Below are 13,325 nucleotides of genomic sequence, written 5' to 3'. Positions count from 1 at the left end.
ATTCTAATGAATAGTAAAAATAAAAGAATAGTCCTGCATCAAATGTGGACTAGTAAATCGCTGGTATTCATGATTTTCATGCTTTTTCTTTCGGCAGGAATGTTTGCTCAGGGGAAAAAGCTGATTACAGGTACCGTTTATGACAATACGGGTACAGTATTACCGGGGGCTTCGGTAATAGAAACAGGAACAAGAAATGCGACAACAACTGATTTTGACGGAAAATTTACACTGGAGGTAGCCGTAGGAGGTTCGATAGAAGTTTCATTCATCGGGTCAACAACACAAAAGGTTCAAATTACGGCGTCGACTTCAAAATTAGATATTCGTCTGCAAAACGACGGTTATCAATTGGCAGAAGTTCAGGTGGTTGCTGTAGGATACGGAACACAAAAGAAATCTGATTTAACAGGAGCTATTTCAACTGTTTCTGCAGATAATTTAGTAAAAGGAACAATTTCATCAACAGAGCAGGTTTTGCAGGGAAAAGTTGCAGGACTAAACATTATCCGTCCTTCGGGAGATCCTGCCGCTGGTGCTACTATTCGTTTACGTGGAGGAACTTCGTTAACGGCAAGCAACAGCCCGCTTATTGTGGTTGACGGTATTGCTGGTGTTGATATCAATGTGGTGCAGCCTTCGGATATTAAATCGGTAGACGTTCTTAAAGATGCTTCGGCAACAGCTATTTATGGTTCAAGAGGAGCAAACGGTGTAATCATTATTACAACAAAATCCGGTACAAAAGGCGTTTCTGTAGTTTACAGCGGATTATCCAGTATTGGTTATGTTACAGATAATTTAGATCTTCTTTCGGCAAACCAATGGAGAAGCTACATGCGTGAAACCGGAAACAAGGATGCAATTGATTTTGGAGGAAATACAAATTGGCAGAAAGCAATTGAGCAGACTGCAATTTCTCAGTCTCACACTTTAAGCATTAATTCCGGAAAAACCGACAGCGGTTTTAGAGCTTCACTTTCGTACTTAAACAATGAAGGGGTTATTAAAAAATCCGGTTTGGAAAGAATCAGCGGAAACATAAGTGCTTATCAGTATCTTGGTGATAATAAAGATGTAAAATTTGATATGGGATTATTTGCCAATATCGATAAATGGCATCCAATTGACTATACTATTTTTGAGCGTGCTTACAACTTAAACCCAACTATTCCGGTTTATGATTCTAATGGAAACTTTACTTCTGTTAACTACACGCTTTACGAAAATCCGGTAGAAATTTTAACCAACAGAACAGTTGATAATGAAAGACACAGACTTTTAGGATATTTTAAAACTGAGGTTAAATTCCTAAATGATTTTCAGGCCGTTGCTAATATTTCGTTAGAACACAATGCCGTGGCAGGCGGTACTTACATTCCAACGTATGCCATTATCGAAGGCCGTGCTGAATCTGGACGCGCGCAGAGAACTTACGCAGAATTCACAAATGCACAAGGAGAGCTTTACGTAAATTACAATAAAGTAATCGATAAACACAATATTAGTGCTCTTGCCGGATATTCTTATCTGGAAAATATTTATGAAGGTTTTGGGGCACAGCGTTCCGGCTTTGTCACAGATGCTTTTAGTTATAATAATTTAGGCGGAGGTTCAAACTACCGTTTAGGAGATGTCTATTCATACAAAGGAAAATCAAATTTAGTTTCTTTCTATGCTCGTGCTAATTATGGATACGACGGAAGATACCTGCTTACTGCAACAGTAAGAAGAGATGGTTCAAGCCGTTTTGGAGAAAATAATAAATGGGGAACTTTCCCATCTGCATCTGCAGCGTGGAGAATTTCTAACGAAGAGTTTATGAGCGGTACAAAAAACTGGCTGAATTCTTTAAAATTAAGAGTAGGTTACGGAGTTACAGGTAATCAGGACGGAATTGGCGAATACAAATCGTTATCTATTTTAGGTGTTGGAAACGACAGTTACTACGATCCTGCTACAGGAAGATGGAGTTTAGCATATTCTCCAACACAAAATCCAAATCCTGATTTGAAATGGGAATCAACCAGACAATTAAATATTGGGGTAGATTTTACTTTATTCGACAGAATTACAGGTTCATTTGAATGGTACCAAAAAAATACAGACGATTTATTGTACACCTACGAAGTTCCTCAGCCTCCATATTTAGTAGGAACAATGCTGGCAAACGTTGGTGAAATGTCTAATAAAGGAGTTGAACTTACATTAAATGCTGACATCGTAAGAGGTGATAAATTTACCTGGAATGCTAATTTAACACTTGGACATAACGTTCAAAAAATTGAAAAACTGTCAAATCCAACTTATAAAACAGATGTAATTTACAGTGGTTCATTACATGGTTTATCTGGTATGTCTGGACAATATTCTCAAATTATTGCCGAAGGATATCCGGTTGGAACTTTCTGGGGATTCAGAAATGCAGGACTTGACGCGGCCGGTAAAATACAATACTATAATGCGGCGGGAGATATAGTGGCAGGAGATGCTTTAGTAGATGCTGATAAAACAGATTTAGGAAATATTCAGCCTGATTTAACTTTAGGTTTCGGAATGAATTTTACATACAAAAACTTTGATCTTGGAGTTTCCGGCTACGGAATGTTTGGTCAAAAAGCTTTGAATGCAACTAATATGATGCTGAATGATCCAAACAGATTACCAACTTATAACGTGCCGGATGATTTCTTATCAAGCGGGATTACTTCTGCTCCAAAGTATTCTGATTACTGGATAGAAGATGCATCGTTCTTTAGATTACAGACACTTTCAGTTGGTTATACAATGCCTTTAAAATATAAAAGCTCAAAGCTGAGAGTTTACCTGATGGGAGAAAACCTTGCTGTGTTTACCAAATATAAAGGGGTAGATCCTGAGATTGGATTAAATGCGCAAAACGGAGTAGGTCAGACAGGAGTAGTAGACCAGACTGGATTAGCGGGACCGGGTATAGAGAAATTCAATAATTATCCTAGACCAACTACAATTTCTGTTGGATTAAATTTCACGCTGAATAATTAAGCGATTAACTCAAAAATATAAAAAATGAAAATCAAAATAACAGCAGCATTATTAGTAAGCATGCTTTTTACGATATCATGTACCAATTTAAATGAAGATTTATATGATAAAGTAGAAGATGGAAATTTTGGAAATACTCCAAAAGAAGTTGATGCATTGGTTGGAGGGGCATATTCTTCGTTAAGAGGATTTGCCGATAATATTTCGAATAACTATCCAACTTGTGAATTTGTATTCTTTTTAAATGAAACCGTTTCAGATGAGGCTACAATTCCAACCAGAGGTACAAACTGGTACGATGGCGGGCAGTATCAGGATGCGCAAAAACATACCTGGAAAGCAGACAACCGTTTGATTCTTGCAGCCTGGCGTTACAACTATACCGGAATTGCAAAAATCAACGCTATTATTTATCAAGTTGATAAGTCGACATTGGCTGATAAAGCAAAAGCACCAATTTATGCAGAGTTAAAAGCGTTAAGAGCTTATTACTATTATAACCTTCTGGATGCATTTGGAAATGTGCCGATTGTGACAAATTTTGAAGATACATCGCTGCCGTCAAATTCTACCAGAAAACAAGTTTACGATTTTGTTGAAAAGGAGTTCTTAGATGCAATTCCATATTTAGCATCTAACGTAGTGTACTCTAAAATGACAAAAAATGTAGCCTATTCTATTTTGGCAAGGTTATATCTTAATTCAGAGGCTTTTATAGGAACACCACGCTGGCAGGATTGTATTAATATGTGCCAAAAAGTGGCAGGTTATACTTTGACTCCTGATTTCTTTACCAATTTTGCAACAGAAAACGAGAAGTCGCCAGAAATCATTTTCGCAATTCCTTACGATTCAAAAGCAGGAACTGTTGGAAACTATATGAATTCAATGTCATGCCATTACCTGCACAGGTTAACAATGTCTGTTTCAGGAACTGATTACCCTTGGAGTGCAAACGGAATGTGTGCACAGCCGGGTGTTTTCTCTGCCTTTGCCGATACAGATAAAAGAAAGAAATGTATGGTGGCAGGCGAGCAGATCAATATGGCTACAGGAAACGTAATCATTATGGATAACGGAGAGCCTCTTATCTATACAGAAGAAGTTACAAGTGTAGCCAATGCTAAAGATAATCAGGGAGTTCGTTTAGGAAAATACGAAATGAAAGCCGGAGAAACCTGGGAACGCGATCACGATTTAGTATTAATTCGTTATGCCGAAATTTTAATGATGCAGGCAGAATGTTACGTACGTTTAGGTTCTCCTGATTTGGCAAAACCTTTTGTACAGCAGATAACATCTCGCGCAGGTGCCGAAATGCCGGCGGTAATTGATCTTAATTTCATCGATAAAGAATTACTTAGAGAATTCACTTTTGAAGGAAGAAGAAGAACAGATAATATTCGTTTTGGAACATTCTTCCTGCCATGGTGGGAAAAAGGACCAACAGAAAAATACAGAGCAATTTTCCCTATCCCAAGCACAGTATTATCTACAAATAAAAACCTGGTACAAAATCCTGGATACCCGGTAAATTAGGTTTCTTAATGTCAGTCTTCCATGTTGGTTAGTCGTGGAAGGCTGACATATTTTTAAACATCAATACATAAAACATGAAAAGATATATCACATTATTGTTTTTTGGAATAATGAACATTTTAGTCACTTCCGGATGCAGCAGTGACGACAAAGGTTCAGAAGAACCTGTAAAACCAGAAATACTTGCACCGGCTGCAATAGAAAAAACAAACAATACTAAAATTTACGTTCATTATATGCCATGGTTTGAAACCAATGAAAGCAGCACCGATAAAAAGTGGGGTTATCATTGGACAATGGCAAACAAAAATCCGAATACAATAGGAGCCAATAACCGCAGAGAGATTGCGTCGTATTATTATCCTCTTATCGGGCCATATCATTCGGGCGATAAAAATGTGATTGAAAATCATTTATTATTGATGAAATATTCAGGAATTGATGGTGTATTGATCGATTGGTATGGCACTTATGATGTTAACGATTACAGAATGGTAAAAGAAAATACAGAACAGCTTATTGCCATGCTGGATAAAGTTGGTTTGGAATATGCCATTGTTTACGAGGACAGGGTGACAACAAATGTCGTAAATGCCGGAAAAGCAATTTCGGTAACCAGTGCTGCAAAAACAGATTTGGCCTATATGGAGAAAAACTATTTTGATGATAAAAATTACATCAAAGTAAACGGAAAACCTTTATTGTTGAATTTTGGCCCAATCGTATTGCAGACTCCTGCCGAGTGGACAAACGTTTTCAATACCTTAACCACAAAGCCCGCTTTTTTAACCCTTTGGGATCAATCCGTAGAAGCCGGAGCAAATGCATCTGGAGAATATGCCTGGGTTTACAAAGACAATAGTTTTCTAACAAATTTTTATACCAATACAAAACCAAAGCTTTCTGTTGCAATGGGGAGCGCTTATCCTGGTTTTAAAGATTTTTATGCCGAAGGCGGAGGCGGAGCCGCTATTGGATGGACGATAGATCATAACAATGGCGCAACACTCGATGAAACACTTTCTTTAGCTAAAAATGCCAATCTAAATTATCTGCAGCTGATTACCTGGAATGACTTTGGAGAAGGGACAATGTTTGAGCCAACAGTTGAATTTGGATACACGTTTATCGAAAAAGTAAAAGCATTTGCCGGAGTAAAAAATACCGAATCTGTTTTTCCGGATATCAGTAAAATGTACAACCTGCGTGTAGAAAAGAAATCCAACGCCGATGCTCAGAGAAAACTAGATCAGGCTTTTAATTATTTTGTTTCGATGCAGCCAGCAAAAGCAAAACAGTTAATAAACGAAATAAAATAAGAGCCGTAATTAATACCAATACATAATGAGAAACATAAGATATAGATACTGTATAATCGCTTTAGCTTCAATGCTGGTTTTAGCCTGCAGTACTAAAAAAACATATAAAATCAGTTCACCTGGAAAAGTTACTGAATTAATCTTTGAATTAACAGCCTCGGGACAACCGCAATACAGCTTTTCTAAAAACGGTAAATCGGCTATAGAGCCTTCTTTAATGGGATTTGAATTTCAGGGAATTCAAAAAATGACCGAAGGCTTTGAAGTCGTTTCTACCGAAGAAAAAACAGCTGATGAAACCTGGGAACAGCCGTGGGGCGAATTTAAAAAAGTCCGCGATCATCACAACGAATTGATTGTTCACTTAAAAGAATCTAAAGGACAGGAACGTTTGGTTGATATTATTTTCAGGGTTTTTGATGACGGTGTAGGATTTCGATATGAGTTTCCTAAACAGCCTAATTTAGGTAAAGTGAAAATCTCGAATGAAATCACACAGTTTACTTTTAAATCAGATAATGATGTGTGGTGGATTCCGGTGCACCGCGAAAATAGTTATTACGAAAGTGAATACCGCAAAACACCGGTTAGTAAAACGGATACGATTAATACGCCGGCCACTTTTGAAACAAAAGAAAAATTGTATGTTGCGATTCACGAAGCCAATTTAACTGATTTTGCTTCAATGACACTTTTAAAAACAAACGATAAACAATACAAAAGCGATTTAGTGCCTTGGGCAGACGGTGTAAAAGTATATGCTGAAACTCCGTTTAAAACGCCTTGGAGAACCATTGTTGTAGGTGAAAATCCGGGAGAGGTTGCAACTTCCACGATCATGCTGAATTTAAATGAACCTTCAAAAATTGAAGATCTTTCCTGGATTACGCCTTCAAAATACATTGGAATCTGGTGGGGAATGCATTTGGAGAAATTCACCTGGGGACAAGGGCCAAAGCACGGCGCTACCACAAAAAATACAAAAGAATACATTGATTTTGCTGCGAAAAACAATTTTGACGGCGTTCTGGTTGAAGGCTGGAACGAGGGCTGGGACGGCGACTGGACTGCTGACGGAACGGCATTTAGCTTTGTAAAGGCTTATCCTGATTTTAATTTGGAAGAAATTACAAAATATGCGGCCATGAAGAATGTTCGTTTGATAGGGCATCACGAAACGGCAGGTGCTTCTAAACATTATGAAAGCCAATTGGAAGATGCATTTAAATTGTATCAAAAAATGGGCGTGAATTCGGTTAAAACGGGTTATGTAAATAAATATCTGGATAAAAAAGAATGGCACGACAGCCAGTATGCATCACGCCATTACAGAAAAGTAATCGAAACGGCTGCCAAATATCATATCATGATCGACAATCATGAACCAATAAAAGGTACAGGTTTACAGCGTACTTATCCAAACTTTATGTCACAGGAAGGCGGAAGAGGACAGGAATACAATGCCTGGTCTGTTGATGGAGGAAATACACCGCAGCATTTAACGACTTTACCTTTTACAAGAATGCTTTCAGGCCCGTTTGATTATACGCCGGGCAACTTCAATTTTGATTATAAAACGCCATCCGGAGCTCGTGTACAGACAACACTGGCCAACCAATTGGCTTTGTATGTTATTATATTCAGTCCGCTGCAGATGGCTTCAGATCTGCCTGAAAATTATGCAGGCAAACCGGAATTTCAGTTCATAAAAGATGTGCCTTGTACTTGGTCAGATACTAAAGTTTTAGATTCAAAAATTGGAGAGTATGCTACAATTGCCCGTAAAGACTGGGACGAGAAAAACTGGTATCTGGGTTCTATTACAAATAAAGATGCCAGAGATCTTAAGGTTGCCTTGTCTTTCTTAGATTCAGGAAAAGAATACGAAGCCGAAATTTATGCTGATGGACCGGGAGCTAATTACAAAACAAATCCTTATCCGGTTGCGATTTCAAAACAAAAAGTAAATAATAAAACAGTTTTAAATATCAAATTGGCAGCTGGAGGAGGAACAGCTGTAAAATTTACTCCAATCGAGAAATAAGTAGTTTAGTTTGAGTTAAGTTAAGTTTGATGAACCCGATATCTTGAAAAAAGATGTCGGGTTTGTTTTTTTTAGTTTCAGGTTTCAAGTTTCAGGTTGAAGAGGTGGCGAAAATTAACCGCAAAGCACGCAGGTTTTTTACTATTGATTGCGCAAATAGGCGCAAAGTTCGCAAAGCTTTGTCTATATAAAGCTTTGCGAACTTTGCGTTTTTATCAAGACTTGTATTTTAAAACTTGCGTGCTTTGCGGTTAAATCAGCAAAAATGTTCCGTAAAGATTGAAACCTGAAACTTGAAACAAAAAACCTAATGTTTATAAAATTTCACATGATTCCCAAAGCTGTAGGTTGCCGCTATAGTAGGGCCGTTGTACCCCCATTTAAAAAAGCCGTCTATTCTGGGTCTGGTTACGTCTAGTCTGAAATTTAATCCGGTGTATCCTGCCGTTAAGCTGAAATCTTTGTAGACATTGTATAAAACCGATAAATTATAACTGATAATGCGGCCGTCGATATCGTTTATTGCTAAGGCAAAATAATTTACATTAGCATACAACCCGACTTTTTTACCCAAAACAAATTCACCCCAAATTCCAATATCAGGCAAAGGTGCTGTAAAATTGACATTATCGTGATATCCTACCTGAGCTGTGTTGGCTTCCAGCCTCAAACCTACATCAGCAAGCATTATGTGTGCACCAATTAATAAGCCCAGTTCATATTTTGGTTTAGAAATTATGGCATATCCATAGGCAAACCGGACCATTTGATTGTCTAAAAAAGCCGAAACTCTTCCATCAATGGGATATACGTGATCTTTAAATTCAATTTCTTTTTGAAGTGTTTTTTCTGAATTTCTTTTTAAGTAGAAATACTCCAGGTTAAAACGAGATCTTCTTGAAGCCCGCCATTCAAAAGTTCCAAAAAAGGAAACGGTATTGGTTTCAAAACCTAAATCACGTTCAAAATCAATGTCAGTTCCAATCCTTCCATTTGTTCCGTTAACTTCAACCTCGGTATTGTTTACCGGAAAAAAGACACCGGCGGTGGCTTTGAATCGTCTTCCGTGCCAGGGAAGATCTTCTGCATTATAATCCTGAAGTTTATCTGAATTATACTGCGCATTGAGCAAAGTATTTTCTTCGGTTATTTCGGCAGTAGTTTGCGCATTTGCTGAAAGAAAGGAAAAGGGGATTATCAAAAAATAAACTAATTTTTTCATGAGATTGATGTTTAGGTTTATTAATGAAATTTTAACAATTAAAGTTAACAAAAAAAATCATGCAATTTAAATTTATAAGATATATTATTTTGATTTTCAGTGTGATATGGTTTTTGTTGAAAATGTGACTGCGTGAAGGATAGGAGCAGTCTGCCGAAGCAGAGCGGATAGCCCGACAGCATTAAGAAAAATTCCCTTATCAAGGCAAAGCAGATTTGGGGATTTTTTTTAATGGAGGAACGCCCTGATTGAAATAGTGTTAGTAAGCTCAGTTTTAGAAAATAGATTTATTGTAATTTAAGTTTCGAGATTGATTTTTGCTATTGCCATTGTCATTGCCTATATTTGAATATAAACCTTATGATATGAACAAAAACTTGAAAAAATACTTCGTTAAGTCTTTTATTATTTTGGCAATCCTGCATTTGGCGTATTTTTTATACGGCTATTTTACGTTTGCCGGAATTAAAAACATAAATATTTACTCGGAGTTTTACAGGTTTAAGTTTTATGATGATGTTTCGATTTCGCACTTTTTTGTAAGCGGTTTGTTTCTGTTTTTCTTTTTGATTTTTTTGCTGAAAAACCATGCAAGACAGCGTTATTCTTTTGGTAAAATAGTACCGATTGGCTTTTTATTGTTGCTCATTTCCTTTTTTACTTTTACGTTTTTTGTTAGTTTTAGTTTTGGCCAAAATGCAAAATTGAGGGGAGAGCTATCAGAGAAAAACTATAATGAAGATAAAACGCTCCTGAATGTTTTGAATCCGTTTTTGTACAATTCAAATTCGTACCATTCTGAAAAACTGTTCAATTACGAGAATATTTTATATCCAAAACCTTATCCGGTTATTAAGGAAGAAAAGCAGGTTTTGATCTACCACGATCAATTTAATAGCGAAACAACTTATTACAGTATTGATACCTTGAAAGTTTTGACAGAAACCTACAATAAAGTTTCCGGAAAAACCGACTCGATTCTGGATTTTGTGGGACTTGATAAAAATATTCTGAAAGACAGAATCATCAAAAAAACTATTGTTGGAGACAGCACACAGGTTGTTTTTAAAGGTCAGGAAGTAAGTCCTGAATACGATAAAAACATTTGCATTTTCTTGCAGAATAAGTCTTTGTATATGCCAATTCATAACGATTCGGTTAAAAAACAACAATATCAGGCAGCGGTAAAACGCTATAATCTGTTGTATAAATACAAGAAAGATTCGCTGGAATATCAGTTTCAGAAACTGGATACTTTGTTTAAAAGGTATAATGTAGAAACGAATATCAACCCGAAACGATTAACCGCAGAAGTCCTTCATTATGTAAAAAACGCTAATGCAGATTTCCCTTCGCTCAATAATGGATTTGATAAAAAAGCACTGCACGAAAAATTCCAGACTTTAGAGCGTTATTTTTATACTCCAAATTACCTTCATCCCACGATATTGCCAATATTTTTGGCCGTTGTATTTTCGGTTTGGATCGTTTTGTTTCTGTTTTATATAGTGTTTAATAATAAGAAACAGAAAGCGTAAACGGTGTATTTATCACGCTCATACAAGGTTTTCAAACTTAGTAGTTTTTTGTATTATTACTGGTTTTAATTTATAAAAGGTTTTTGGAAAAATCTTCGACTTACTCAGAGTGACTTTTTAGTCTAAAATCTAAAATCTAAAATCTAAAATCTAAAATCAACAGCCTAAACTCTATTGTAATCTGCTCTCCAATGTACGATTGCTTTTTTGATGGCATCTCCGCTGAGGTTGTTTTTTAGGGCATCTTCAAGCAAAGGAAGGATTTCGTCGTCTGGTGCAAATCGCAGGGCAAATATCTGATCGTCTGTTAGTTTGTGTTCAAACTCTTCCAGACGTTTTCCTGTTAAGGTAAAATAGCGGTAACGAAGTTCCAGACGTACAATTCGGTTTTGTAAAGTAAGCGCATAATGCTGGCGAAGCATATAAGCTAGAAAAAATAAAAACACAAATACGACGCTGATAAAAGACCATATAAGGCACTCATTTGTAGTAAAAGCGAAGTATAAACTAAACGCCAAAAACAGCGTTAAAACAGGATAATACACAAAATGGTGCGGTGTGTAAAATCGTATATGGTTGTAATAGGTTTGAATTTTCATAATTAGGTGATTTGAAAACGTGTATAAAAAAACAAAGCTACCCTAAAAATTTAGAATAGCTTTTTTCTCAAAAATAAACTAACATAACCAATGTTCTCTTTATAATCTAAACTTTTTACAGTTTGTCTTAGTAATATCTAATTTAAAAAAGCCTTCCTTCATCATCAATCCGTATAAATCCTGGCTTTGATTTCTTGATTGTAAAATTATAGTATACTGCGAAATTTCGTGTTATATTTTAAAGTTCAAAAGTTATATTATTTCAATATTTGTATTTTTTACAGTCATGAATTTATCAATTGATCTGGCTCCTCACTTTAAAATTATAATGAATTGATAATCTTCCATTCCTCTAATTTGGACTGAAATGACCTGCCGGCGTTTGCGGGACTCGTGGATGGAAGTGTGATAAGTGTATAACTTTTTTGAAGATGAACATACTTTTTAAAAAACGCCGCCGCTTTTTGTCCATTAAATAATATGGTTTTTATTTTCGGATGCTGTTTTAAAAAAGTTTCAAAGTCATTGGCGATTTCATTTTTTATAGCACTGTCCAGACTTCCTATTCTGTCACAGTATTGCAGCACATCCCATAAGGCGATTTTGTTTTTAAGTAAAAGTGCTTTTTTGGTTTCGTAATCGGCTGAGGGATTTTCATTAAAAATAGTAAACATAAACTTCCAGAAATTGTTCTGGCTGTGTCCGTAATACTGGTTTAATTCTAATGATTTAGTTCCGGGCATTGTGCCTAAAATCAATATGTTAGAATCCGGAGAACTTATAGGAGAGAAAGAGTAGCTTTTCATTTATTGAATTAACAAATAGTTTGTTTGAGTTAAAATTATCATCGATAAGTAATTATAAAACAATTGCAGAAAATTATATAACAATTTTGCTTTACGATTAAGCGAACTTTGAATCTGCTTTTTAAACGTAATAATGCTGGTTTAAAAATCTCATTTAAAATTACAGAATTTAAATCGAAACAAAATGAAAATAGTTACTATACATACAGAGAAAATTCAAAACATATTTGAAGAATTGAATACAAACTTCGGCGGGAAAGTAACTTTTGACGTTGATGAATATACACTGGAAGTAAATAACAGCTTTGCAAAAGGGGCAATAAGCGGTGCTTCTTTTAATGATAATATCTCATACGTTCAATTTGATATGACTTTTTCAGCCGATTTAAAATTGAATGTTATTAACGGAATATCATCTCCTATATATTTTGCTTATTGTTCTAAAGGAAATTTATCTCACAGTTTTGGGATTTCCGGCGAAGAGCGAAAACTAAAAACATTTCAAACTGCTATTGTGACTTCAAAATTAAATCAGGATAATGTTTTATATTTTGAAAAAGACAAAAAAACAAAATTTACTTTAATAATTGTAGGTACGCAGCCGGAACCAAGCCACTCAAGTTCTTTAAACCAAATGGTGAGAGAAACATTTTTTCAGGAAAACCCGGAGGAAGAATTCTTTTATGCCGGCTCTTATAATTTAAAAATTGGTGAAAAAATAGAACAATTAAACGCCGTAACCCAAACCGGAATTGTTAGAAATTTATTGAAAGAAGGAATTTTGAGAATTATCCTGGCAATGGAAATTCAACAGCATACAGATGACTTAAATTCATTTGCTAAAGAAACAAATTGCTTGAATTTAAGAGAAATGGAAGAAATAAAAGAGCTGTCGGAAGTTATAAAAGCAAATCCTGAAGAGCCTTTTACCATTAAATCATTAAGTAAAAAATCAGGTCTTTCTCCAAACAAACTTCAGGAAGGTTTTAAAATGATCCATAACAGAACCGTAAACGATTATATCACGCATATGCGTGTTTTAAAAGCCGAAATTTTAATTAGAACTTCTGATTTGAATATTTCTGAGATCGTGTACTGTATTGGTTTTACAAGCAGAAGTTATTTTTCTAAAATCTTTAAACAAAAATTCAACTGCAGTCCAAAAGAGTATAAGTTCAATTTAAATCCGCTGGCTATTACAGCTTGATTTGAGCTGTTGAGGTTCTAAAAAACA

9 protein-coding genes are annotated in these 13,325 nt (G+C 35.7%); 6 read left to right on the top strand and 3 right to left on the bottom strand.

The window, feature by feature from the left end; translation table 11 throughout:
- Positions 1–6: 6 nt before the first annotated feature.
- The 4 genes from BKM63_RS21245 to BKM63_RS21230 all read left to right on the top strand — a co-directional run bounded on the left by BKM63_RS21245 (position 7) and on the right by BKM63_RS21230 (position 7,926).
- The gene (locus BKM63_RS21245; RefSeq protein ID WP_083572305.1) at positions 7–3,024 is read left to right on the top strand and encodes a SusC/RagA family TonB-linked outer membrane protein; all 3,018 of its coding nucleotides are present in this window, start codon (positions 7–9) and stop codon (positions 3,022–3,024) included.
- A gap of 24 nt (positions 3,025–3,048) precedes the next feature.
- Positions 3,049–4,563 carry a RagB/SusD family nutrient uptake outer membrane protein gene (locus tag BKM63_RS21240; protein ID WP_071638595.1) on the top strand — a complete coding sequence of 505 codons (1,515 nt, stop codon included), beginning with the start codon at positions 3,049–3,051 and terminating at the stop codon, positions 4,561–4,563.
- Positions 4,564–4,637: 74 nt separating this feature from the next.
- Positions 4,638–5,882: a glycoside hydrolase family 71/99-like protein gene (locus BKM63_RS21235; protein WP_071638594.1), complete on the top strand. Its 1,245-nt coding sequence runs from the start codon at positions 4,638–4,640 to the stop codon at positions 5,880–5,882.
- 25 nt (positions 5,883–5,907) lie between these two features.
- On the top strand, positions 5,908–7,926 hold the full coding sequence (locus tag BKM63_RS21230; RefSeq protein ID WP_071638593.1) for a glycoside hydrolase family 97 protein: 2,019 nt from the start codon (positions 5,908–5,910) through the stop codon (positions 7,924–7,926).
- A 307-nt stretch (positions 7,927–8,233) separates the two neighbouring features.
- Here the strand turns inward: BKM63_RS21230 and BKM63_RS21225 are convergent, their stop codons facing one another.
- Complete coding sequence (locus BKM63_RS21225; RefSeq protein ID WP_071638592.1) at positions 8,234–9,148, bottom strand: hypothetical protein; 915 nt, start codon at positions 9,146–9,148, stop codon at positions 8,234–8,236.
- 365 nt (positions 9,149–9,513) lie between these two features.
- On the opposite strand from BKM63_RS21225, the gene BKM63_RS21220 reads away from it, so the two are divergent.
- Positions 9,514–10,686 carry a hypothetical protein gene (locus BKM63_RS21220; protein ID WP_071638591.1) on the top strand — a complete coding sequence of 391 codons (1,173 nt, stop codon included), beginning with the start codon at positions 9,514–9,516 and terminating at the stop codon, positions 10,684–10,686.
- A gap of 164 nt (positions 10,687–10,850) precedes the next feature.
- Here the strand turns inward: BKM63_RS21220 and BKM63_RS21215 are convergent, their stop codons facing one another.
- The gene (locus BKM63_RS21215; RefSeq protein WP_071638590.1) at positions 10,851–11,285 is read right to left on the bottom strand and encodes a DUF6526 family protein; all 435 of its coding nucleotides are present in this window, start codon (positions 11,283–11,285) and stop codon (positions 10,851–10,853) included.
- Positions 11,286–11,608: 323 nt separating this feature from the next.
- Positions 11,609–12,091 carry a DNA-deoxyinosine glycosylase gene (locus BKM63_RS21210; protein WP_071638589.1) on the bottom strand — a complete coding sequence of 161 codons (483 nt, stop codon included), beginning with the start codon at positions 12,089–12,091 and terminating at the stop codon, positions 11,609–11,611.
- Positions 12,092–12,275: 184 nt separating this feature from the next.
- Here BKM63_RS21210 and BKM63_RS21205 point away from each other — a divergent pair, with 184 nt between their 5' ends.
- Positions 12,276–13,298, top strand: coding sequence for a helix-turn-helix domain-containing protein (locus BKM63_RS21205; protein ID WP_071638588.1), 1,023 nt, complete (start codon positions 12,276–12,278; stop codon positions 13,296–13,298).
- Positions 13,299–13,325 lie beyond the last annotated feature (27 nt).

Origin of the sequence: Flavobacterium johnsoniae (genome assembly GCF_001879205.1) — a bacterium.
Lineage (GTDB): Bacteria > Bacteroidota > Bacteroidia > Flavobacteriales > Flavobacteriaceae > Flavobacterium > Flavobacterium johnsoniae_A.
This window is presented reverse-complemented; position numbering and strand designations above follow the sequence as displayed.

Bases quoted from the DNA above. Each gene is read 5' to 3' on its own strand.
- BKM63_RS21245 (WP_083572305.1), top strand. From the start codon at position 7: ATGAATAGTAAAAATAAAAGAATAGTCCTGCATCAAATGTGGACTAGT.
- BKM63_RS21240 (WP_071638595.1), top strand. From the start codon at position 3,049: ATGAAAATCAAAATAACAGCAGCATTATTAGTAAGCATGCTTTTTACG.
- BKM63_RS21235 (WP_071638594.1), top strand. From the start codon at position 4,638: ATGAAAAGATATATCACATTATTGTTTTTTGGAATAATGAACATTTTA.
- BKM63_RS21230 (WP_071638593.1), top strand. From the start codon at position 5,908: ATGAGAAACATAAGATATAGATACTGTATAATCGCTTTAGCTTCAATG.
- BKM63_RS21225 (WP_071638592.1), bottom strand. From the start codon at position 9,148: ATGAAAAAATTAGTTTATTTTTTGATAATCCCCTTTTCCTTTCTTTCA.
- BKM63_RS21220 (WP_071638591.1), top strand. From the start codon at position 9,514: ATGAACAAAAACTTGAAAAAATACTTCGTTAAGTCTTTTATTATTTTG.
- BKM63_RS21215 (WP_071638590.1), bottom strand. From the start codon at position 11,285: ATGAAAATTCAAACCTATTACAACCATATACGATTTTACACACCGCAC.
- BKM63_RS21210 (WP_071638589.1), bottom strand. From the start codon at position 12,091: ATGAAAAGCTACTCTTTCTCTCCTATAAGTTCTCCGGATTCTAACATA.
- BKM63_RS21205 (WP_071638588.1), top strand. From the start codon at position 12,276: ATGAAAATAGTTACTATACATACAGAGAAAATTCAAAACATATTTGAA.